The organism is Paenibacillus sp. Y301 (assembly GCF_059445505.1).
The window spans coordinates 293,030-317,181 of the sequence record NZ_JCAIUL010000002.1 but is presented as its reverse complement, the minus strand read 5'-3'; the positions used below and the strand labels follow the sequence as shown (position 1 = coordinate 317,181).

General features: G+C 40.1%; 23 protein-coding genes. 11 read left to right on the top strand and 12 right to left on the bottom strand.

Annotation, left to right across the window (positions count from 1 at the left end; genetic code table 11):
- Positions 1-110: 110 nt before the first annotated feature.
- The 5 genes from AC1D69_RS04970 to AC1D69_RS04950 all read right to left on the bottom strand — a co-directional run bounded on the left by AC1D69_RS04970 (position 111) and on the right by AC1D69_RS04950 (position 4,107).
- Positions 111-1,136, bottom strand: coding sequence for a BMP family lipoprotein (locus AC1D69_RS04970; RefSeq protein WP_495455038.1), 1,026 nt, complete (start codon positions 1,134-1,136; stop codon positions 111-113).
- A gap of 359 nt (positions 1,137-1,495) precedes the next feature.
- On the bottom strand, positions 1,496-1,855 hold the full coding sequence (rplT, locus tag AC1D69_RS04965; protein WP_495455037.1) for a 50S ribosomal protein L20: 360 nt from the start codon (positions 1,853-1,855) through the stop codon (positions 1,496-1,498).
- Between the two features lie 30 nt (positions 1,856-1,885).
- Positions 1,886-2,086: a 50S ribosomal protein L35 gene (gene rpmI, locus AC1D69_RS04960; protein WP_068527635.1), complete on the bottom strand. Its 201-nt coding sequence runs from the start codon at positions 2,084-2,086 to the stop codon at positions 1,886-1,888.
- 18 nt (positions 2,087-2,104) lie between these two features.
- On the bottom strand, positions 2,105-2,602 hold the full coding sequence (gene infC, locus AC1D69_RS04955) for a translation initiation factor IF-3 (RefSeq protein WP_068582645.1): 498 nt from the start codon (positions 2,600-2,602) through the stop codon (positions 2,105-2,107).
- 263 nt (positions 2,603-2,865) lie between these two features.
- Positions 2,866-4,107: a glycosyltransferase family 2 protein gene (locus AC1D69_RS04950; RefSeq protein WP_495455036.1), complete on the bottom strand. Its 1,242-nt coding sequence runs from the start codon at positions 4,105-4,107 to the stop codon at positions 2,866-2,868.
- Positions 4,108-4,705: 598 nt separating this feature from the next.
- Here AC1D69_RS04950 and AC1D69_RS04945 point away from each other — a divergent pair.
- Both AC1D69_RS04945 and AC1D69_RS04940 read left to right on the top strand, forming a co-directional pair.
- Positions 4,706-5,233 carry a phosphatase PAP2 family protein gene (locus AC1D69_RS04945; protein ID WP_495455295.1) on the top strand — a complete coding sequence of 176 codons (528 nt, stop codon included), beginning with the start codon at positions 4,706-4,708 and terminating at the stop codon, positions 5,231-5,233.
- A 52-nt stretch (positions 5,234-5,285) separates the two neighbouring features.
- Positions 5,286-6,419 (top strand): MGDG synthase family glycosyltransferase, encoded by a 1,134-nt coding sequence (locus tag AC1D69_RS04940; RefSeq protein ID WP_495455294.1) that lies wholly within the window; start codon positions 5,286-5,288, stop codon positions 6,417-6,419.
- 24 nt (positions 6,420-6,443) lie between these two features.
- On the opposite strand, the gene trmB is transcribed toward AC1D69_RS04940, so the two are convergent.
- Positions 6,444-7,193, bottom strand: coding sequence for a tRNA (guanosine(46)-N7)-methyltransferase TrmB (gene trmB / locus AC1D69_RS04935; protein ID WP_495455035.1), 750 nt, complete (start codon positions 7,191-7,193; stop codon positions 6,444-6,446).
- A 229-nt stretch (positions 7,194-7,422) separates the two neighbouring features.
- Positions 7,423-7,611: a hypothetical protein gene (locus tag AC1D69_RS04930; protein ID WP_495455034.1), complete on the bottom strand. Its 189-nt coding sequence runs from the start codon at positions 7,609-7,611 to the stop codon at positions 7,423-7,425.
- A gap of 241 nt (positions 7,612-7,852) precedes the next feature.
- Between AC1D69_RS04930 and mnmL the strand changes: the two genes are divergently transcribed.
- The 4 genes from mnmL (at position 7,853) to AC1D69_RS04910 (ending at position 11,450) form a co-directional block, all read left to right on the top strand.
- Positions 7,853-8,806 carry a tRNA modification radical SAM protein MnmL/YtqA gene (mnmL, locus tag AC1D69_RS04925; protein ID WP_495455033.1) on the top strand — a complete coding sequence of 318 codons (954 nt, stop codon included), beginning with the start codon at positions 7,853-7,855 and terminating at the stop codon, positions 8,804-8,806.
- Between the two features lies 1 nt (position 8,807).
- On the top strand, positions 8,808-9,389 hold the full coding sequence (gene mnmM, locus AC1D69_RS04920; protein ID WP_495455032.1) for a tRNA 5-(aminomethyl)-2-thiouridylate-methyltransferase MnmM: 582 nt from the start codon (positions 8,808-8,810) through the stop codon (positions 9,387-9,389).
- 118 nt (positions 9,390-9,507) lie between these two features.
- The gene (locus tag AC1D69_RS04915) at positions 9,508-10,476 is read left to right on the top strand and encodes a type I phosphomannose isomerase catalytic subunit (protein ID WP_495455031.1); all 969 of its coding nucleotides are present in this window, start codon (positions 9,508-9,510) and stop codon (positions 10,474-10,476) included.
- A 50-nt stretch (positions 10,477-10,526) separates the two neighbouring features.
- Entirely contained in the window at positions 10,527-11,450 is a 924-nt protein-coding gene (locus AC1D69_RS04910) for an alpha/beta fold hydrolase (protein WP_495455030.1), read from the top strand.
- A gap of 84 nt (positions 11,451-11,534) precedes the next feature.
- On the opposite strand, the gene AC1D69_RS04905 is transcribed toward AC1D69_RS04910, so the two are convergent.
- Together AC1D69_RS04905 and recQ are read right to left on the bottom strand one after the other, a co-directional pair.
- A complete protein-coding gene (locus AC1D69_RS04905; protein ID WP_495455293.1) occupies positions 11,535-13,313 on the bottom strand; it encodes a B12-binding domain-containing radical SAM protein in 1,779 nt (592 codons plus the stop codon).
- Between the two features lie 18 nt (positions 13,314-13,331).
- Positions 13,332-15,197, bottom strand: coding sequence for a DNA helicase RecQ (gene recQ / locus AC1D69_RS04900; RefSeq protein WP_495455292.1), 1,866 nt, complete (start codon positions 15,195-15,197; stop codon positions 13,332-13,334).
- Positions 15,198-15,389: 192 nt separating this feature from the next.
- Between recQ and AC1D69_RS04895 the strand changes: the two genes are divergently transcribed.
- From AC1D69_RS04895 to AC1D69_RS04885, 3 genes are all read left to right on the top strand, one after another.
- Positions 15,390-16,364, top strand: a complete 975-nt coding sequence (locus AC1D69_RS04895) for an RluA family pseudouridine synthase (protein ID WP_495455029.1) — start codon at positions 15,390-15,392, stop codon at positions 16,362-16,364.
- A 178-nt stretch (positions 16,365-16,542) separates the two neighbouring features.
- Positions 16,543-16,887, top strand: a complete 345-nt coding sequence (locus tag AC1D69_RS04890; protein WP_495455028.1) for a hypothetical protein — start codon at positions 16,543-16,545, stop codon at positions 16,885-16,887.
- Between the two features lie 95 nt (positions 16,888-16,982).
- Entirely contained in the window at positions 16,983-17,150 is a 168-nt protein-coding gene (locus tag AC1D69_RS04885) for a hypothetical protein (protein WP_495455027.1), read from the top strand.
- A 140-nt stretch (positions 17,151-17,290) separates the two neighbouring features.
- On the opposite strand, the gene AC1D69_RS04880 is transcribed toward AC1D69_RS04885, so the two are convergent.
- From AC1D69_RS04880 to AC1D69_RS04870, 3 genes are all read right to left on the bottom strand, one after another.
- Positions 17,291-17,608: a rhodanese-like domain-containing protein gene (locus tag AC1D69_RS04880; protein ID WP_495455026.1), complete on the bottom strand. Its 318-nt coding sequence runs from the start codon at positions 17,606-17,608 to the stop codon at positions 17,291-17,293.
- Positions 17,609-17,734: 126 nt separating this feature from the next.
- A complete protein-coding gene (gene odhB / locus AC1D69_RS04875) occupies positions 17,735-19,054 on the bottom strand; it encodes a 2-oxoglutarate dehydrogenase complex dihydrolipoyllysine-residue succinyltransferase (protein ID WP_495455025.1) in 1,320 nt (439 codons plus the stop codon).
- Between the two features lie 38 nt (positions 19,055-19,092).
- The gene (locus AC1D69_RS04870; RefSeq protein ID WP_495455024.1) at positions 19,093-21,945 is read right to left on the bottom strand and encodes a 2-oxoglutarate dehydrogenase E1 component; all 2,853 of its coding nucleotides are present in this window, start codon (positions 21,943-21,945) and stop codon (positions 19,093-19,095) included.
- 344 nt (positions 21,946-22,289) lie between these two features.
- On the opposite strand from AC1D69_RS04870, the gene AC1D69_RS04865 reads away from it, so the two are divergent.
- Positions 22,290-23,060 (top strand): YwaF family protein, encoded by a 771-nt coding sequence (locus AC1D69_RS04865; protein WP_495455023.1) that lies wholly within the window; start codon positions 22,290-22,292, stop codon positions 23,058-23,060.
- Positions 23,061-23,172: 112 nt separating this feature from the next.
- Positions 23,173-24,108, top strand: coding sequence for an ArsR/SmtB family transcription factor (locus AC1D69_RS04860; RefSeq protein ID WP_495455022.1), 936 nt, complete (start codon positions 23,173-23,175; stop codon positions 24,106-24,108).
- Positions 24,109-24,152: the final 44 nt, after the last annotated feature.

Here is a 24,152-nt window from a genome sequence, read left to right as displayed (position 1 = left end):
AACCTTGTCTAAATGAAAGGTTCACACGTAAGAACAAGGCCAGTCATAATAACTAGCCTTGTCATTTGCAATCTTAATTTATCTATTCCTAGCCTCAAGAGAAATAGAGACTATTCTTGTGGAACTTTGATTTCTCCGCTAATAATTTTAGCTTTGTAATCTTCTACTAGAGCTAGAACATCAGCTGGTACATTCTTCTCAGATGTTTTAGCGATACCTACGCCATCATCTTTAAGACCAAGTTCAACTTGTCCACCCTTGAAAGTTCCATCAATAACTTCTTTAGTTACTTTTTGAACAGCAGCATCAACACCCTTAACCATGGATGTTAGAGTAACTTCATCTCCAAATTCCAACGATTGGTCTTTATCAACACCGATTACCCATACCTTCTCACCGTTTTTAACACGTGCAGTTCCTTCGTTAAATACGCCTGTTCCTGTTGCTCCTGAAGCATGGAAAACAATGTCTATTCCGTCGTTATACATTGTTGATGCAATTACTTTACCTTGGTCTGGCTTATCAAATGCACCAGCATAAACATTTTGAACTTTAATATCAGGATTTACAGCAGCTACACCAGCATTAAATCCAGCTTCGAAACGTTTAATAACTGGAATTTCAGCTCCACCTACAAAGCCAATTTTACCCGTTTTTGACATCTTGGCCGCAACAACCCCAACTAAGAACGACCCTTCATGCTCAGAGAATGTAACAGATTGTACATTTGGTGAATCTACAACAGCATCAATAATAGCGAGCTTAGCATCAGGATTCTGATCAGCTACCTTTTTGACATCATCACCAAGATCAAATCCGATTCCCCAAGTAAGAGCGTATCCACCTTTAACATACTTGTTAAGATTTGGTGTATATTCTGTTTTGTCCTTACTCTGTAGGTACGTTACTTCTGCTCCTGTATCTTTCTTAACAGTAGATAGTGCTTCCCAAGCAGATTGGTTAAACGACTTATCATTAACACCACCCACATCGGTTACCATACCAATCTTCATATCTGATTTAGTTCCAGTGGTTGCGCCTTCATTTGCTGCCTTCTCTTCATTCTTGCCACAACCTGCTAATACTACAGATAATGATAATGCCAACACGAGTGATGCGTTAAGTATTTTCTTCATTGTCTACTTTCCCCCTATAAGAATGTATCCTCATATTTGCCGTTCTACACTTAACAAGCCAATGAAAATCTTGCCAAAAATTGAAGAAACAGCGAAAGGACCTTCAATGATCAAATTATACAATCTAACCGTCATAAAATCCAGTAAAATACGCATCCATGTCAACTAAATTAATAAATCTGCAGATGAAAGCGCTTTAACGAATTAACTCAAAAAAGTAATGTTACAGTTATGTAAAGGAATATGACGCATGTTTATCACTTTAATTAATTTCTTCAATTATATGACTTCGCTAGCTCTTGTATCCCAAAAAAAAAACCGCCATATGCTAGCGGTTTTTTTATTAGTACAATACTTTTTTAAGCATTAATTTTTTCTTTTGCAACAGATGCAATAGAATTAAATGCAGTGATATCATGTACAGCCAAATCAGCAAGCATCTTACGGTTAATATCAACGCCAGCTAATTTCAAGCCGTGCATCAATTTGTTGTAAGACAATCCGTTCATACGTGCAGCAGCATTAATACGAACAATCCATAATCTACGGAAGTTACGTTTAGTCTGACGACGGTCACGGTATGCATAAACTAGTGATTTCATCACTTGTTCGTTTGCAGTTTTAAAAATGCGGTGTTTAGATCCAAAATAACCTTTAGCGAGTTTCAATACTTTCTTATGTCTACGACGAACGACAAATCCGCCTTTTACTCTTGCCATATTAGTAAACCTCCCAATAAATGTTGTTAATTACTTCAAGTTAGATAGACCTTGCTTCAAACGCTTAACGTCCCCTGGTGCCATTGTAGGGTTTGTGCCAAGCACACGTTTTTGACGTTTGGATTTATGAGACAAAAGATGGTTTTTGAACGCTTTATAGCGCATTACTTTACCTGTTCCGGTAATTTTAAAGCGGCCTTTAAGACTGCTATGTGTTTTCATTTTAGGCATTATAGTTCCTCCTCGGGATTATTGAGCTTTAGGAGCCAATATCATAATCATACTGCGACCTTCAAGCTTCGGAAAACGCTCAACACTGGAGTGCTCAGCTACTTCTTCTTTCACACGTTCCAGAATCTTCTGTCCAATGCTTGCATGTGCAATTTCACGTCCACGGAAACGCACAGAGCATTTAACTTTGTCGCCTTCTTTTAGGAATTTAACAACATTACGAAGTTTAGTCTGGTAATCATGTTCGTCAATGTTAGCTCTGAACCATACTTCTTTGGTATCCACGATCTTCTGGTTCTTACGAGCTTCTTTGTCTTTCTTCTGCTGTTCATAGCGGAACTTGCCGTAATCCATGATGCGGCACACCGGCGGTTTCGCCTGAGGCGCTACATTTACCAAATCGAGATTAAGATCCGTTGCCATCTGCAGCGCCTCACGAATCGGAGTAATCCCGATTTGCTCTCCTTCTGCACCCACCAACCGGACCTCTTTGGCCCGAATTTCGTCATTGATCATATGTTCCTTACTGATAACCGTCCACCTCCAAATTGATTCATTTCTCAATCTTTCCAACAAATAAAGGGATGCTGGCTCAATCTACCAGCATCCCTATTGATCAATTAATCATGAAGTCTTCATTCACAAATCAATTGGATCAATACCAGCCAATAATCTTGCATTGGTCAGGTGAGAAGCCGGTGCTTCTGCTTAAATCCAAATATTCTTTTAACATACTAGAAGAGTATATCATGTGACTGCTAGCAATGTCAATCAATTTCTTATACTTGTTTGCTCTGTACGACCTCTTCCATTCGAACCACTCGTGTATGTTCTGTATGGCTCCACTGTTTATTGTTCTGTGTAAAGAACGCGTAGAACGTTATTGGGTACCAAGACAATAGATAGATCGGAAACAAAATAATATATTGATATACTTTTTTATAGGTTATCTTCTCTAATACCATAGCTATAATAAAAGTAAGGATATTAGCTGCTACGGCAACAAAACTTAACCAGAATGGTAAATACCCATAAATATTAACAATGTTCGGTCCACCGAAGAAAGCAATATCTACCCACATTGTAGCTGTCATCAGGAACGTAAGGAGTACGATGTATACGTTCGCTCCATACAAAGCTAAGTCAAATTTAACAAGGCTTCTTTCCTTAATACTTTGCCATAGTAGTGGGAAAAAGTATCTACGTGCCACTGTAAAGTGACCTTGCATCCAACGAAGACGCTGTCTTGATGAAGCTTTGAAAGTAAGTGGTTTCTCATCAAAGACTTTGGCATCGTAATTAAATTTAGGATATACGCCGTTTTTGACGCTGCGCATTGTAAACTCAAGATCCTCAACCAAACTTGTAGCTCCCCAACCCATTTCTTTCAACAGCTTTGTTTCAAAACACATTCCTGTGCCACCTAAAAAGTTAGCCATATTCATGTTGTGCCGAGATAACTGCCACAGACGATTAATGTACCAATACGAAATTCCGTATGCCGCAGTAATCCATGAATCTTCTGGATTCTTCGTATCAATATAACCTTGAATAACACGTGCTCCACCAGATAAGTCATCGTTCATTTCACTAAGGAAGTTAGGTGCTGCCAAATTATCCGCATCAAACATAACAACAGCATCATATTGACGAGGCATATTCCAAAGTTCCTTCAACATCCATTCAATAGCGTAGCCTTTGCCCCGAAGATTCGGGTTTGTGCGTACACAAGCATGCATGCCATGCTCACGAACGATATCTGCAGTGCGATCCGTACAGTTATCGCAAATCACAAAGACATCATACAGTTCTTCCGGATAATCAAGTTGTTTCAAATTCTCCATCAGAGCCCCAACGACCTGCTCTTCATTATGTGCTGCAACTAAGACAGCGAATGATTTGGTTGTTGGAAAATGCTCTTTTTTCTTTTTCCTATACAAACCAAATAAAGAGAACACGAATTGGTACACAGCGACCACAGCCAATACGATCTGCATCGCGACGAAAATAACGTCTATCATGTTTCTCTCAAACCCCCTTTTTAACCCTACATTACTTAAAATTTGTTTCGTTCTTTCTTGCTTTGTTTCTCTAATTTTCTCTGTCTCTGTTTTTGACCTTAATGACCCTTTTTAAACAATTCGTTTGTAGTACCTTAACAATAATGTATGTTTTTGAATCCTTTGTCAAAATGACTAAAGAGGTTCCTGATTCAAAAACAAGATAAGAACCGTTATTTAGCGATGCTATGTGGTTTCTATCTCATCCTCTTGAGGGATTAGTTCTTATTTTCATCCATTTGCTAAAAATTTATTTCTCTATCCCCCTTTTTCATAATTTTAGCATTCGTGTGAAACAGTTGTTCCTATATAAACAGACGTAGTAAGTAATGGAAAAGTTGACATACTTTATTGATAATTTATAAACAGTTCGTTTGTATCTGAATCATTGTACGTTGTAAATAGGATCAAGTCAAAAGACTAAGGTCCTATTACAGCTTTCCCTTGAAAATAAAAGAAATTAAAAATATGATAACATGAATATGATAGACACAAAAAAATGATACTAAAAGCTAACAGCGAATACCTTAAGACGTTAAGGTCATAGGAGAGGATTATGATGAAACAACTTATCTCTAAGTTTCAAATATTGGATCATCGGTTATTTCATTGGATCAACGGTCAACTTCATAATCGTTTCTTGAATTTTTGGCTATATTATCTAACATTCCTAGGAGGAGCAACATTCACTATTAGTATCAGCATATTAACTTGGGCATTTGCTTCACTTCCCTGGAGTATCGCTGGTGCACAAGCCGCTATCGCACTCGCGGTTAGTCATATTCCCGTCGCTATCGCGAAGAAACGATATCCGCGAATTAGACCTTATCTTGCTTTTCCAGAGACAAACACATTCCGTAATCCACTTAGTGATCATTCATTTCCATCAGGTCATACAACAGCATCATTCGCTGTAGCGATCCCTTTTATATTTGCAGTTCCAGCTCTATTCACGCTATTTCTCAGCATTAGTCTTATTGTTGGTTTCTCTAGAATATATCTTGGACTTCATTACCCTTCAGATGTATTAGCAGGCGCTGTTATTGGTACATCCGTTGCCTCGGTGACTGTTGCAATATGGGCTTAAAGTAGATATGGTTATTTATATGGAAAACCCTGCAGGAATAGGTGATAGTAAATTGATTAAAAAAAGAGTTTTATTATTGTCAGAAGGCTTTGGTGCAGGGCATACTCAAGCTGCGTATGCACTCTCCAGCAGTTTGCGCAAACTGTCACCAAATATTCAGACGAAAGTTCTCGAACTGGGCAGCTTTTTAAATCCTAGAGTTGCTCCTTTAATTATAACAGCATACAAAAAAACGATTGTTTCACAACCCCGCTTAGTGGGCATGATGTATAGACATCAATATAAAAAGTCACTCAATCGTCTTACGACTTTAGCCCTACACCGTATTTTTTATACACATACGAAAAATGTCGTAAATCAGCTCCGCCCAGACGTTATTGTATGTACACACCCTATTCCAAATGCCGTCATTTCTCGACTTAAGCGACTTGGGGTAGACGTCCCCTTATGTACGGTCATCACAGATTATGATGCTCACGGCACATGGATCAGCTCAGAAGTCGATCGTTTCCTTGTCTCCACACCTGAAGTGAAATACAAGTTAATCGAACGTGGTGTGCCATTGTCTAAAATTCAAGTTACTGGAATCCCTATACACCCTAACTTCTGGGAGCATCCTAGCAAAGCTACTATTAGAGAAAGATTTCATATAAAAGATATGCCTACTGTATTAGTCATGGCGGGAGGATGGGGGATCATAAACGATGAGATCGTAAATGACTATCTTGTGCAGTGGAGCGATCATATTCAAATTATATTTTGTCTAGGTAGCAATGATAAAGTCCGTCTCAAAATGGAGTATAGTTCTAAATATAACCATCCCAACATTCATGTACTTGGCTTTATAAAAGAGATTGATCAACTCATGGAAATATCCGATGTACTGGTTACGAAACCCGGGGGCATGACTTGCTCTGAAGGATTATCTAAGGGTATTCCGATGCTCTTCCATCACCCTTTACCGGGTCAAGAGGAAGAGAATTGCCAATACTTCACTTCACAGGGATTGGGTGAGCCTATTACTTCTACCGTCGTCCTCGAGAAGTGGATGAATAAGTTGATACATAACTACGATGATATCATCCAACAAAGAGAGAAACATCTGATGGACATTGCCCAGTACCACCCGATGCAAAGTGCCCAAAGCATTATAGAGATGTTTGAACTAAATAAGGTGTCCTCCTAGGAGGACACCTTATTTAATATTTGATTAGATACCCTCTACCACGGTGGATGGTTTATTCTCTTGAAGACGGTATTTCTTTAGACGTTCTGCATTATACCGCTGTAATGATTGTTCTCCAACCATGACTTCACAACGATTGATATGCATACCTCGATCTACGAACTTGGATTCATACTCCGTCATAACATTCCATTCCTGAATGCCTTCACGATGGAGATCAAGAGATATATTATTCATCTGCAAGCCATAATCAGCAAAAGAGTTCAGTGAGAACTCAAACAATGTCTGCGAATCTGTCTTAAGATGAATCTCCCCATTAGAATTTAGAAGAGATACATACTTCTCAAGGAACCGTGGATGTGTCAGGCGACGTCTTGCATGTTTCGCTTTTGGCCATGGATCACTGAAATTTAGGTATACACGTTCTAATTCATCTACTTCAAATACTTCATCCGCATATTCCACGTTTGCAAATGCCAATCGTAGATTTGGTGGAAGATCAACTTGCTGTTCAGACCACACATTCAGTGCTTTCTCACTTGCGCGTCGAATTAACTCATCGTACATATCAATCCCAATGAAGTTAATGTCTGGGTTGTTAAAACTCATTTGGCTAATAAATTGTCCTTTGCCCATTCCAAACTCAACATGGATAGGATGATCATTACCAAATAAGGATGACCATTTCCCTTTATAATCCTTAGGATTCAGAATAACTAGCTCCTTCTGCTCCTCTAGACTTTCTCTTATGCCTTTTCTACCACGTAAACGCATGCTAAAACCCTCCGCTTTCATTTCTATATGGACTCATATCAAGAGATCATTCCCGAAAATCATCACTATTGCAATATTGTGCCGAAGTTCTTAACAAATGTAAAGAGCCTTTCGTGTATCTTCTTATGATTATGCAAAGAAAAAAGAATTCTGTTCCCCATATTATAGAGGTATAGCACAGAATTCCTTAACTTATATATTTAGAATTAGAGTCCAACAAATTTACGATTTAGGAGTCTGTCGAATGATCTTTTTGAATGTCGAACCTTTTCTCAAAAGCGTTACGAATTTTTCTTCTAGCTGCTGCCTTTACTTCATGATTGCCGTTAAATTCTACCCCTGTTAATGCAAGCGCTTCATCAGGAGTCAAGTCTACTGCAATCATGTTCTCTTCATTAAGATGAGCCGTTGAATTCATGCAAATCACCTCACGGTATTAGTATGTTCCATGACGCCTTAAAATATGAATTCTAATATGAAATATCCTCTCAAATCGAGTCTGACGCACAAGATAATATTAACATATTATGTAAGATATTTCAATGATATTATTGTCTTATTTCAGCCTGTTTTCAATGCCCTCACATTACTTTTACCCGTCTTTTTGTTATAATAGTTGCTGTATGTCTTATCCAAGGATTATATAAAAGGAGCACTTCATGAATCAATCAAATTTGACTACCCCCATGCTTTGGGGAGATAAAAGATTTCATACATGGAATTACGAAATGCATCATCACTTTAATGATAAAGTATTCAAAGTTATGCTCGATGCTGGGTTCACTTGTCCCAACCGCGATGGTTCGATCGCAAAAGGAGGTTGTACTTTCTGTAGCGCCAGAGGTTCAGGGGATTTTGCAGGAAGTAGACGTCTTGATCTTGTTACACAATTCAATACGATTCGGGATAAGCAACATCTGAAATGGCCTAACGCCAAATATATTGGTTACTTTCAAGCTTATACGAATACGTATGCGCCTGTTGAGGAGTTAAGAGAATACTTTGAAGTTATTTTAGAACAGCCTGGCGTTGTAGGATTATCGATTGCAACTCGGCCAGACTGTCTGCCGGATGACGTCATTGAATATCTAGCTGAATTAAATGAGCGTACTTATCTGTGGGTAGAAATGGGCTTACAGACGATCCATGACTCTACCTCTGAACTCATCAATAGAGCACATGATACAGCATGTTATGAAGAAGCTGTGGCTAAGCTACGAAAACACAATATACGAGTATGTACACACATTATCTACGGCCTCCCACAAGAGACTCACGAAATGATGCTAGAAACGGGTAGGGCCGTTGCGAATATGGATGTCCAAGGTATTAAGATCCACTTATTGCATCTGATGCGTAAGACACCCATGGTGAAACAATACGAGGCAGGTCTACTCCGTTTCTTAGAGAAAGATGAATATGTCAATCTCATCGTTGACACCTTAGAAATGCTACCTCCTGAGATGATCGTTCATCGACTTACAGGGGATGCTCCAAGAGATCTATTAATTGGTCCTACGTGGAGCCTTAAGAAGTGGGAAGTATTGAATGCCTTCGATGCTGAGCTTAAGGCACGCGATACTTGGCAAGGCAAATATTGGAGGGGGAAATAACATGGGTTTTCTCTCGGTTCTCAGCTTTGCTCACAAGTTAGTCTCCGAACGGGTGCAGCTTGGAGATGTTGCCATTGATGCGACAATAGGAACAGGTACAGACACGCTATTCTTAGCCAAGGTAACAGGTCCTAAGGGACATGTATACGGGTTCGACATTCAAGAAGAAGCTATTCATCTTACTCAAACAAGAATAGATCAACATGTGCTGCCAGCTATCTCACCCGTTACGCTCCTGCTTCAGAGTCATGCTTTGATGAAGGATGCTATTTCGTCGAATCATCATGGTAAAGTAGCCGCCATCATGTTCAATCTTGGATACTTACCGTCAAGCGCTTCTAATAAAGAGATTATTACGATGACCGATAGTACTATAGATGCACTTCAGCGTGGCCTTGAACTTCTCCGCCCTGGTGGCATTATAACCATCGTGTTATACCCTGGTCATCCAGGTGGGGATACAGAATCGGTAGCTGTTAAGGAATGGGCTTCACAAATCCCACAATCCTTGGCACAGTCCATTATCTATCAGCAACTACAGCGCTCCGATGCGCCTTTTACTATTGCTTTAGAAAAGAAATAGTACACAAGTATATGATACTAACGAAAGATAACTCCAACTGGTACTTTTTTAATAGAAGTATTAATATGGAAACAAGTTAGTTCAAATCATATAGTTTAACTCGAGAGGATGGCTGATTATGATAAAACCTTATCCATTGCAATTTCAACCTGAATTTAAAGAACGTGTGTGGGGTGGGCGAGCTCTAGAAGAATTCGGATTAGATATTCCCGAAGGGCATATTGGAGAAGGTTGGATGATTGCTGATCATCCGAATGGCACTACCACTGTGATGAACGGTGAACTTGCTGGCCTTGGACTGGATCAAATTCGCGAGCAATTAGGTAAGGATTGGTTTGGAAGTAAGGGATTCTCTGAGGTTAATGGACGTTTCCCACTACTTATTAAACTTCTTGATTGTAATGATGACTTATCTGTACAAGTTCACCCTAAAGATGATTATAACGGGTTACCAGAGGGTGAATTGGGTAAAACTGAAATGTGGTACGTGCTTGATGCTAAACCTGGTTCCAAAATTATATATGGTTTGAATGATGGCGTGACACGTGAAAGTCTACAACAAGCTCTAACTAGCGGAAACATTACAGATTGTTTACGAGAAGTACCTGTTGAAGCAGGAGATACGTTCTATATTCCATCGGGTACAGTTCATGCTTTATGCGCAGGTGTCGTTGTAGCTGAGATCCAACAGAATTCGGACACGACCTACCGTCTGTATGACTATAACCGTCCAGGATTGGATGGCAAACCACGTGATTTACATATTGAAGATTCATTGAATGTTATTGCTTATGAGGGTTCTGGTGCCTCTACCATGAAGACCAATCATGCAACGCCAGGAGAATGGTTGGAACTAGCTAAGTCTCCCTACTTTATCGTTGAGAAAGGTATAGTTTCGGGTAACTGGTCACTAAGCACGACACCTGCAAGCTTTACTATTCTTGTCATTTGCGAAGGCCAAGGGATCCTGAAATGGGACGGCGGAGCGATAGACTATAAAGCGGGACAATGCTTCCTATTACCTGCTAATCTACTTGATTATGAACTTGAAGGAAGTGCTACTGTTTTACGCTCTTATCTTCCATAGTTTTATAGCTTGGGTTACGTTTTGATAGACACTGTAAGGGGTGACGTTTGTTGAAAAAGCGTTCATTTACGTTATTAAACCAGCAAGGGATGTCTCTTTATATATATGAATGGCTTCCCGAGGATTCGATTCCTTTAAGAGGCGTCATTCAGATTGTTCATGGGATGGCTGAAACTGCAGACCGCTATACGCGGGTAGCTTCAGCTTTGTGTGAATCAGGCTATGTCGTGTATGCCCATGACCAACGAGGACATGGAAAGACAGCCAAGAGCATGAAAGACCTCGGAGACCCTGGCGAAGATGCTTTTAACGGAATGGCAAATGACATCTTAGAACTTCACACCTTACTTAAAGAAAAGTATTCTGAATTAAAGCATTATCTACTCGGCCATAGTATGGGTTCATTCCTCACTCAGCAAATACTAGAGCAACACGGTGATGAGTATTCAGGTTATATTTTATCTGGCACAAATGGCTTCCGTTCGAACCTTCGAATAGCCAAGACCATAGCTCAAATTCAATTAAGCCTCCAAGGAGCACCTCATCATAGTCTGATGTTGAATGCACTGATATTTGGTAGATATAATCATGGTATATCACCTGTAAATACTCCATTTGACTGGTTATCTAGAGATGAAGATGAAGTGAAGCGATATGTCGAGGACCCGTATTGTGGTGAGATCTGCACAGCTGGATTCTTTCGTGATTTCTTCGCATTGTTACATGACATCCAGAAACCAAGTAATTATCATAAAATTCCGAAGGATAAACCTATCTATTTATTCTCAGGATCTCAGGACCCTGTTGGTTCTTATGGAAAAGGCGTCACGCGTCTATATCAAAAGTACCTCGATTTGGGGATATCCGACGTAGAGTGTCAACTGTATTCTGGTGGAAGACATGAAATGTTGAATGAAATTAACCGTGATGAAGTTACAGCTGATCTGCTGAATTGGTTGGAGCGACACACATAAATGACAACATGCAACAAGGCTACCTAGTCCATCGTGGACTAGGTAGCCTTGTTCGTTATCCATTGTTATTTCAGTTGTGCGTACCTAAACTGATGTTGATGGTTCTAACTTTAACGTATACCAATAAGGACGCTGACTCTCATCTTGTTGATACAGAACAATCAATAGCGTCTGTTGATCGCTTTGATCTGATACCGTACCTTCTTCATTCGAATCCAATAACTGATCCAGATCGAATGGGAGCACATCCATTACAGCATGTTTCTGCAATGCGCGTTCGTCTAACTGAAGTGCTTCAAACTCAGGAGATACAAGCTCTGGGTGCTCTACGAGCGATTTCAAATATATCGACCACTTATCTTTCGTTAATCGTTCATCCCACCAGATGGTGCGTGGTTTATATTTATGATTCAAGAAATAATCAAGTTTCATCAAACCTAATATAACGTCCATCCGTCGTACACCTCGGAACTCAAGGAACTTATGAAGACGTAGGAACAGATCCTCTAGTTGATGACCTATCTTCTGCCAGCCTTGTCCTTCCCAATAATCGCCGAAGTCTTGGAAGAAATCAAATGGAGAGTCAAATTCATTTTTCATAAGATACTTCAAAGTATGATCCATACGATGAGAATTCCAGAACTTCTCAAGTACATCCTCAAGTCGCTTCAAATGAATAATGTCAGCAAATGAGAGTTTATTACTGCTTAATATTTCATAAGGTGCGTATTCCATATACTTATACTCATATTTGTCAGCGTCATTGCGTAGTCCAGTTCCTCGCAACATTTTGAGAAATCCAAGTTGCAGTTCTTCGGGTTCCATCGCGAATACATCATTAAACGTCGTACGGAATGTATCATAATCCTCATCAGGCAATCCAGCAATAAGGTCAAGATGCTGATCAATGTTACCGCTGGCTTTGATTGTATTAACGGTACGAGATAGCTTCGTGAAATTCTGACGACGCTTAACAAGTTCATTCGTAATATCATTCGTAGATTGTACGCCAATCTCGAAACGGAATATACCTGGAGGTGCATTCTCAGCTAAATACATTAATACCTCAGGTCGCATAATATCAGCGGTAATCTCGAATTGAAACACGCAACCACGATGATTCTCAATAATAAATTCAAACATTTCCATTGCATAGTTACGATTAATATTAAATGTTCGATCTAAGAATTTGATAATCTTCGCACCATGCTCGATTAAGTAAAGAATATCTGACTTCACCCGTTCAATATCGAAATAACGTACACCTACTTCAATACTGGATAGACAAAATTGACAGTTAAATGGACAACCTCTACTTGTCTCAAAATATACGATACGTTTGCTCAAATCTGGAATATCCTCGGCAAATCGATACGGTGTTGGTAGCGTATCTAGATCTGTCTTCGGACGTCCGGGATTGATAATAATCTCGTCGCCTTTGCGATAAGTTGCGCCATACACGAAATGGAACTTTCGATCCCCCTCGATGGTTTGCAAGAGGTGATGAAATGTCTCTTCTCCGTCACCCATGACGATATGATCCACATTCTGAATGCGCTCCATCCAATGCTGTACATCATAGGACACTTCAGGTCCGCCCATCACAATCGTTACCTCTGGCATAACTTGTTTAACAATATCGATGACTTTAATCGTCTCTTCAATATTCCAAATGTAACAGGAGAATCCAATGACATCAGGTTTCTTCTGAAATAGATCCGATACGATATTCATCACAGGGTCTTTGATGGTATATTCAGCAAGTTCAATATCGAATTCCTTCTCGCTATATGCCTTTAATAACCGAATCGCAAGCGACGTATGAATATATTTAGCATTTAAGGTAGACAGTACAACTTTCATCATTCACACAACTTTCTTCTATTCATAATCATCTATAATTCCATCTTGAGTCTGGTTCTGAAAGAAATCCAGGAATGGCTTACCATATTTACGGAATTTCACTTCCCCGACACCTTTAATCTTCAGTATTTCTGCTTCTGTTTGTGGGCATACCACGCTCATCTCACGCAATGTTGCATCATTGAAAATAATGTAAGACGGCACACGTTCCTTACCTGCAAGCTCGCGCCGAACAAGCCGCAATTGTTCAAATACCGTCTCGTTAACTGCAGAGGGAGAATGATCCCGATCCCTTGTTCTGCTATAGCCACCTGTGCCTGTCCCGCTAGTTCGAGTTGGACGCGCGACACGTTGCATCACCTGTCGTTGTCCTTTTAGAACATCTGCAGCCAAAGGTTGAAGTTTCAATACGGGATATTGCCCTTCAGAAAGCGCCAAATACCCATCTGAAGCCATCACATTGATCACTTCTGAGATTTCCTTTTCTGTCCGATTCGACATAGCTCCATACGTGGACAGACTTTCAAACCCATACTGTAATACTTTCTTGTTACGAGATCCTTTGAGCACGGACGCCACCATCGACACACCGAACCTCTCACGCATCCGATGAATGCAAGAAAATATTTTTTGGGCATCAATGGTCATATCCACAAGTTCCCTCTCATCCGTACAGGAACTACAAGTACCACATGGATGACCTTCATGAGCCTCCCCAAAATAATCTAACATCGCATTCCGCAAGCAACGATTCGTATAACTGTAATCCAACATCTGTTGTAACTTTCGGTAATCATTATGTTTCCGTTCATCATCTTGCTGGTTCTGCTCAATTAGGAACTTCTGAGTCATGATATCCTGCCCACTAAACAGTAGGATACATTGACTTGGTTCACCATCTCGCCCTGCACGACCGGCTTCCTGTACGTATGCCTCCATATTCTTCGGCATACTGTAGTGGATGACATAACGGACATTCGATTTATCGATTCCCATCCCGAATGCATTGGTCGCTACGATCACGTGGATATCATCATACAGAAACCCTTCTTGGCTTGTTGCTCGTTCTGCATCACTCATCCCTGCGTGATAACGCCCCGCAGCAATACCCGAACTTTGGAGTCTCTCGTATAGTTGATCTACGTCTTTCCTTGTCGCGCAATAGATAATACCTGTCTCATGAGCATGTTCTCTTGTATACGTCATAACGAACTCTCGCTTGTTCTCACCACGTAGCACGGACATAGCTAGATTATCTCGACCTAATCCTGTAACAAACACCTGTGGATCTTCAAGACGTAATAACTTCACAATATCGTCCATCACTTCTGGTGTAGCCGTTGCAGTGAATGCCGCTATAATAGGACGTTCTGAGAGAGTTTTAACGAATGGAGCCACTGAAAGATAACTTGTCCGAAAATCATGCCCCCATTGCGAGACACAGTGCGCTTCATCTACAGCAACACAGGAAATGGGGAGTTGAGCCATTTGTTCACGGAACCAATCCAACTCTAAGCGTTCGGGAGCTACATAGAGTAACTTTAGATCACCCTGTGCAGCAGCTCGTATTCGTTCATTCACTTCTTTTCCACTAAGTGTACTATTAATGAAAGCGGCAGCGATTCCCGCTGTCGTAAGCGCATCTACCTGATCCTTCATTAAAGAGATCAATGGTGAAACAACAAGTGTAAGTCCTGGAAGCATCAACGCCGGTATCTGATAACAGATGGACTTCCCTCCACCTGTCGGCATGATTCCAAGTGTATCTCTACTATTCAGCACACTAGATACAATATTTTTTTGACCTTCCCGGAAATCGGAATAACCATAATATTTCTGCAGATAACTCTGCGCTCGATCCAATGTCATAGGTTCCATTATCATCATTAATAACTCCTTACTAACTACTTCGTCCTTCGAGACTGTTAAATAACAAATCTTCTATTATATAAGTTTACTGGGCTTTGGTTGATTCAGCAACCCAAGTTGAATGCTGGGCTTTCACTTTCATAGCATTGCACCATGACTCATGGTATTATTGGACAGTAAATCACATGAGGATGGAGAATTCATGAAATGAAGAATAAACAACGTTCAGGGCAAGGTAAGCATCAATCTTATAATAAAAACAAAACTAAATCGAACTTAACACATCGTGATAATGCTTCTAATAGTAAACAATATACAGTTAAAGAGAACTCAGAGCTGCTGGTATTTTTATTAAGCACATTAGGCAATGTTGGGCGGAACTCTGTGAAATCCATGCTAGCGCGCGGACAAATATCGGTCAATGGCCAAGCGGTAACTGCATATAATTTTCCACTTCAAGTAGGGAACACGGTAACTGTCTCTAAAGATAAAATCGTAGAAGAAGTTCCCCTTATTGGGCTTCGTATCATGCACGAAGATGACGATATTATTGTGGTATATAAGGAAGCTGGGCTATTATCCGTCGCTGCTGCCCAAGAAGATGAGCTAACCGCTTATCGTCAGTTAACAGCACATGTGAGAGAAAAGAACCCACAAAACCGCATATTTGTCGTGCATCGTCTTGATCGTGATACATCGGGAGTTATGATGTTCGCAAAGAATGAGGAAGTGAAAAAGACACTCCAGAACTCATGGCAGGATATGGTCAAGGAGCGTACCTATATCGCATTGGTTGAAGGGAAAATAAAGAAAACCGAAGGAACAATTAAATCGTGGCTTAAGGAAAGTAGCACATTAAAGATGTATTCCAGTTCCCACGTCAATGACGGTCAACTCGCGATTACACACTATAAAACAGTACAAACTAGTAGCTACTTCTCGCTGCTTGAAGTTAATCTTGAAACCGGACGGAAGAATCAGATTCGGGTTCATATGGAGGATATTGGTCACCCGATCGCGGGTGACAAGAAATATGGAGCGAAAACAAGAAACCTTGGGCGACTTGGTCTTCACGCACAAATTCTAGCTTTTGAACACCCCACTACAGGGGAGATCATGACCTTTAAAACAGACATTCCAAAGACATTCCTTCATCCTTTCAAAGAGGTTCCCACTCAATAAAGGATAGCTAATACATTCAATATCAGTAAACAAGTACCCAATCTATCCTTATCCTGTTGGATAGGGTTAGATTGGGTACTTTAACATTGAATGAATCAAAAAAATGACATGTCACTTGATTTACTGATTAAACCTAGTATAATACTTGGTATAACTTACATAAAGGAGATTAGTAATCATGAAAATAACTCCAAACATACATACTTCGTCGCAGACAGATGATTATCTGGATCTTCTGAATTACGCTAAGCAAATCGGAGATCTATCCTGGCAGGAAGAGATTATCGCAGAACTCACATGTAATAAGAAGGACACTATCCAATCTTTTATTCTACATGACGAAGAAAACGAATTACGAGAAAAATTCAATGCCATCAATGCTGAACTTCTTGAACTGTTCGAAAGAATTGAACTATCTAAGGATAACAAGGAACAATTACGTTTAACCGAGAAAGTATGGGATCTACAACTTCAAAGAGTTAATATTCATCACAAAATCCGTGCATTAGATACTTTAAAATAAATGCTAATTACATTTTATTTGAGAAACGTTATCAATTAGAATAAAAATATGATACAATAATGTTCGAATCCACTTGGACAAAAGGAGTCGAACATATGAACACTGTAACGGCACATCATGCCTCTTTGCAAATTGATGACTATTTGGACCTGTTAAACTTTGCAATCAAAGTAAAAGATCACAAATGGCAAAAAGAAATTATACGTAAACTTGAAAGAATGAACGCATCAACTACATCCTTCACTTTACCTTTATCCATCTAATCATACTAACCACTGTAAGCACCCAACTAAGCTATAGTTATGTGCACCAAAATATAAAGAAGGGGCTACCCAATGAGGGTAGTCCCTTTTGATGTCTCTTCTGGCTTATGAGACACGCTATTTCTTATCATTCATCATCATTACTTACCTTCAGATACTGGACCTTCCCAATCAAGCATACCGCCTGCCATATTTACCACTTCATAACCCAGTCCAGTGAGGAATTGACAAGCTCTAGCACTGCGAGCACCACTCCGGCATACCATAACGGTTACTTGGTTGGGATCAAGTTCTTGATAACGTTCAGATAACGTTCCGAGAGGAATATGTCTTGCTTCTGCGATATGTCCTGACTCCCACTCATCATCTTCACGAACATCAATAATCTCAATTTTTTCACCATTAGCTATCTTCTCTTGAACTTCTTCAACATCCCATTCTTTAACAGTTGTATCCATATATGACACTCCTTATAGTCCAATATTAACACTTCATGGTTTCTCTACTCATCGTAACACAAGTAGTTCACATTATAAAACAAGCAGACCAAGGATGGCCTGCTTGTAATGTACCCTTGAAATAAATTACCCTTCAAGTAATAACTTTTCTGGATCTTCTAGCATTTCTTTTACAGCGACTAAGAAACGAACAGCTTCACTACCATCAACGATACGATGATCATAAGAGAGTGCGATATACATCATCGGACGATTCTCCATTCTCTCCTGATCAATGGCGATTGGACGCAGCTGAATTTTGTGCATACCTAGAATACCTACCTGAGGGGTGTTAAGAATCGGTGTAGACAATAAAGATCCAAATACTCCCCCATTAGTTATGGTAAAAGTACCCCCTTGTAGTTCCGAGATAGTCAATGAATTATTCCGTGCTTTTCCTGCTAAATCACCGATTTGTCTTTCAATCTCTGCAAACCCTAACCGATCAGCATCACGGACAACCGGAACAACCAATCCTTCTTTCGCTGACACGGCTATTCCAATGTCATAGTACTTCTTAACAAGAATATCTTCTCCATCAATCTCAGCATTAAGTAGAGGATATTCCTTCAATGCACCTACAACTGCCTTTGTAAAGAATGACATGAACCCTAGACCCACATCATGTTTCTCTTGAAAAGCTTGCTTACGTCTCTTCCGAATATCAAGAATCGCTGTCATATCTACTTCATTAAATGTTGTTAACATCGCAGCCGTTCTTTGAGCTTCAACTAGACGTTTCGCAATGGTTGCACGACGTCGTGACATTCGTTCGCGTACTGTCGGCTTAGCGGGATTATCAACCACATTCTGTTTGATGGTCGCCGCTGGAGCAGACTGTGCAGGAGCACTTACCTTACTAGCTATATCTTGTCTATCAGAGGAAGACTTCGCTTGTTCTTGGGGTGCATCTGAATGATTACGTACATTTTCTTGATAAATCCGACCCTTCGTGTCTCGATCTTGTACTTGTTCTAGATCAATTCCACGTTCACGAGCTAATTTACGTGCTGAAGGTGAAGCGGCTAGGAAGGATGCACTTTCAGATGCTGAAGGTTGCTCATCTCGTGTAGCCGTTGCCACTGCAGCAGACTTCTGTTGAGCAGCTGGCTGCTTATGATCGTCCACGTTCGCCTCCTTAGCAGGATTACCTCCAACATTCACAGCTTTTCCACCGGATTGAATTACACCGATAACCTCTCCAATCTGAACTGTATCGCCTTCTTGCCTGAGCACTTTATCTAACATCCCGTCCAGTTCGGCACTAATCTCTAGGTTCACTTTATCCGTCTCCAGTTCAAGAAGAACATCCCCGAGGTTAACGGAGTCCCCTTCCTTCACATGCCATTTATAAATCGTTCCTTCGGTAATGGATTCCCCCATTGCGGGTACTGTAATATTATTCAAGTCTCCTACCTCCTCATGGAAATACTAAATTAGTTAACCTATTTATTTGAATCTTCTAAACGAAGTGCCACTGAAATAATCTGTTGTTGTTCAAAAGTATGCACTTTCTGGTAGCCACTAGCCGTACTTGAACGTTCAGGACGACCGTTATACGTTACGGATACGCCAGCCGGTGCAACAGCACGAATATGTGGATCAATATAACGCCATGCTCCCATATTTTTAGGTTCTTCCTGAACCCAGAAGATTTCTTTAAGATTCGTTAGTCGACCTAATATCTCCTTTAATTCGCTCTCAGGGAAAGGATACAGCTGTTCTACACGTGCAATGTGCAACCATTCCGGACGCTTATCTTCTTCATTATCTAACGCTTCTTCTAGTTCAACTGCAATTTTCCCAGTACATAATAATAATCGTTCTACTTTGTCAGGATTCTCTCCTAAACCAACCTGTTCCATGATTCGTCTGAATGATCCTTCACTGAATTCAGTTCTAGAAGAAGCGACTCTTGGATTACGTATTAAACTCTTTGGAGACATGATAACGAGTGGTCTCGCTTCTTCTGTCTCTGTCAGAGCAGCCTGACGACGCAACAAGTGGAAATACTGTGATGCACTAGTTAGATTAGCAACCGTCCAGTTGTCATCTCCAGCCAATTGTAGAAAACGTTCTAATCGAGCACTAGAGTGTTCTGGTCCTTGCCCTTCATAGCCATGGGGAAGCAACATAATTAAGCTTGAATTCTGTGTCCATTTAGAACGCCCAGCCGAGATGAACTGATCCATAATCACTTGTGCACAGTTAGAGAAATCACCATATTGTGCTTCCCAGATCACAAGCGTCTCAGGTGAAAATACGTTATATCCATACTCAAATCCTAATACCGAAGCTTCCGACAAGGGACTATTATGAATAGCAAACGATGCCTTCGCTTGCGGTAATTCATGCAATGGACAATACGTAGCACCTGACTCAGAATCATGCAGAACTAGATTGCGATGCGCAAACGTTGCCCGCTCTACGTCCTGCCCACTAATTCGAATCGGTTTACCATCACTTAATATCGTTGCGAAGGCTAACGTCTCTGCAAGTCCCCAATCGACTTTCTCTCCTGCATTTAAGGCACCTTGCCGGCGTTCAAGGATACGCTGTAATTTGGGATACACGTTGAATCCTTTAGGACGTTTCAGAAGATTCACATTAATCTCTTGCAATTTATCTAATGATACTGACGTGGATACTGGTTGTGCCGCTTCAGGGACCATGACAGCAATACTCTGCTGGGCCGCATTCTGTACATCATTTCGTTTCATTAAATCATAAGCATCCTTCAAGCGGTTCATTACACCTTGCTTGAGTTGTTCAGACTGTTGCTCTGTAATCCAACCTTCTTTGGAGAGCTTGGCAGCGTATATATTACTTACACGTGCATGAGCTCTAACTTTCTGATATATCAACGGTTGAGTGGTGTCTGGATCATCCGTTTCATTGTGACCGTATCTGCGATAGCCTACAAGGTCAATGAGGAAGTCTTTCTTGAAGCGATTACGATATTCACTCGCCATACGTATAGCCGCAATACAAGCTTCAGGATCATCTGCATTCACGTGAACAATAGGAATCTCGTACCCTTTTGCTAAATCACTTGCATAATGGGTAGAGCGTGAGTCTTTGCTCTCTGTTGTGAAACCTAGATTGTTATTCACAATGATATGAATGGTTCCACCATTCTGATAACCTGGCAACTTGGTGAAGTTCAACGTTTCTGCAACAATTCCTTCTCCAGGGAACGCAGCATCCCCATGGATGAGGACCGTTGCAGCTTTATTTACATCCTGTAGTGGATACCCGGGTTGTCCCCGATCTTCCTGAGCCGCACGAGCATATCCTTCTACAACTGGATTTACAAATTCTAAATGGCTCGGATTGTTAGCTAATGTAATTCTAGCTTCGAGTTTATTACCTTCTTTTAATAAACGTTTGGCACCTAAGTGGTATTTAACGTCACCCGTCCAACCATAGTTAATGCCAGTCGAACCTTCAGAAGGAATTAGCTTTTTGTTAGGTGAATGATGAAATTCGGAAAAAATATTCTGATATGGCTTACCTAGCACATGCGCTAAGACATTCAATCTTCCTCGATGCGCCATTCCCATCAATATATGTTCCGCACCACTATCCATCATATAGCTCAGCATTTCATCTAGCATCGGAACAAGAACATCATTCCCCTCAATGGAGAAGCGTTTCTGTCCTACAAATGTACGATGAAGAAACTCTTCGAATTGTTCTACTTGATGTAGTCTTTCTAGCAGTGTTGTACGTTCATCTAAGGTTAATCCACTGGATGGAGATTCCGCTTGGTGATTAAGCCAAATCCGTTCTTCCTCTTCATGGACGTGGCTAAATTCATAAGCTATCGTGCCTGTATATAATTCACGTAGTCGTAAAATAGCGTCCCACCCTGTAGAAACATTCTCAGGAGCGCTGTTCCAAATTAAGGAAGATGGAAACGCTTTTAAATCTTCTTTTGTCAAATTGTACCGCTCCGGTTGAAGCAGTGTTGTATCGGAAGCAGGACGTATGCCAAGTGGATCGATATCCGCCTCTAAATGACCATAAGCACGAATATTCCACACAAGTTTCCCGGCATCTACGCCTTTCTTCAAGAGATTTCTATCCCAAGAAATCCGTTCCGTTGGAGCTTTAGGAGTTGTCTCTTCATCCGCTTCCATAGGTGGTGCTCCCCATAAGCTAAATAAATGTTGGAAAGTCTGATCTACCGATGTAGGATTGCTTAGATACCGTTCATATTGTTCCTGCACATAACCAAGATTGGGACCATAGTAAGTTTGCCACGGATCGCTAGTGTGTTGCTTATTGGTTATCATTGTCGGATATACCTCCGTCTTGATTTATAATAATTGCTCTTAGCCGAAATTGTTAAATATTATCTCTGATCTCCTCTATTATAATCCTTTACATACAATAGCTGAAATAACCATTTCATATAATTATGATCTAATAAACAGATCAATCACAACATTATCCATTCATACCCTAAATAGGGCCACTCGATTCCTATTCGAGTGACCCTAGGAGCGGTAATGAGGATATTTTCTCCGGTGAGAAGATCACATCCATCGCCTATATCCCCCTCATCTATTCAAAATAGTGGTAATATATTAATAAAAGTCTATTCATCTTATTTCCGATTTTCAGGAAGGAGCAATCCATGTTATCTTCTTTTTTCGACTCAAATAGCACAGAATCATTTCATGCCTACTCCATAGCTCATTTCGTACAAATAGGCATCTTATTGGTCTTAGCCCTACTGATGTTCTTGTTTAGATTCTCTATCAGAAGAACCACTTCAGCTAAAAAGGTGATTCGTTACTTACTAATTTCGATCTTGATTGTGTCAGAGCTTACTCTACATATCTGGTATATCTCTCAAGGAAAGTGGAGCATTCGAACCTCATTGCCGTTGGAATTATGTAGTGTTACTTTATTACTAGCAATTGTAATGCTGTTTACCAAAAGCCGTTTATTATATTCAATCGTTTTTTTTGCTGGATTTACAGGAGCCCTTCAAGCTGTACTCACCCCAAGCTTAGACTATACATATCCACATTTTCGCTTTCTACAGTTTTTCATTGCACATATCGCCATTATTCTCTCAGCGTTATATATGACATGGATTGAAAATTATAAACCAACCTGGAAATCAATCGGAGTTGCATTACTTTTCTTAAACGTCCTTGCCATCGTGGTAGGAATCATCAATTATACAATTGGGTCAAATTATATGTTTCTCATGCGTAAACCACTCACCCCATCCATTCTTGATGTATTGGGTCCACATCCCTATTATTTATTATCTGAACAAGGCATTGCTCTACTATTCTTCACTTTGCTACATCTGATATTCTTTGTCATACCTGATAGATGGAAGCGACGTTCACATCAAGAAATCTCGAAGTCCAAATCCTATCTTGAACGGTGATAATTATACGTATATCTAAATCGTTTAAGAATATACTTAAATTATACAAGCGGTCTCAATCCAAATTTTCATGTGTATCGTCCAACTTAAGCACAGGAAAGGATACAGATAAATGATTTATATTAAAAATCTAATGTCTGGAATTAATATTTTTAAAGCGTTAAGTTCAGAAATTCGTATACAAATACTAGAATTGTTAGCTAACAACCCAAGCCTGAACCTTAACGAAATCGCTAGTAAACTCAATCTAAGCAATGGTGCCATCACTATGCATATTAAGAAGCTTGAAGATAGTGGACTTATCGAAATTAATACAGCGGTCGGCAAACATGGACTCCAGAAAATTTGCTATCTGAACAAAGATAAACTGATGGTAGATTTAAAGAGTAAAGAAGTGGCTAATCTATATGAAGTAGAGATCAAGATCGGACACTATAGTAATTATCATGCCGTTCCAACCTGTGGTCTTGCTACAAAAGATAGTATCATTGGAGACTTTGATGAACCTAGATATTTCGCTGATCCCAAGCGTGTCGATTCAGAAATCATATGGTTATCTGAAGGTTTTTTAGAATATCGCATTCCTAACTATCTGAAACCGAATCAATCATTCAGTGAAATTCAGTTCTCCATGGAACTAAGTTCAGAGGCTCCAGGGTATTGCAACAATTATCCTTCTGATATTCACTTTTATGTGAATGATATTGAAATTGGGTATTGGACCAGCCCCGGTGACTTTGGCGATATTCGCGGAACATTTAATCCGGATTGGTGGCCCCCTCACCTCAATCAATATGGTCTGCTTAAATTGATACGGATCAATAATGATGGTAGCTATATTGATGGATGCCGAATCTCCAATATAACGCTCAGAGACATTGGACTAGACTATAAAAGTAATATTCATTTACGTATTTCCGTTACGGACAATCCTTCGAACAAACGAGGACTAACCATCTACGGTAAGTCTTTTGGAAATTATGGTCAAGACCTTCTTTCACGGGTACTTTATACCGTTCATGAGGATGATAACACCATTACGAACTAGTCATTACCGTAATAAATCAAAAATGGTTGAGCAGGATGTACCCT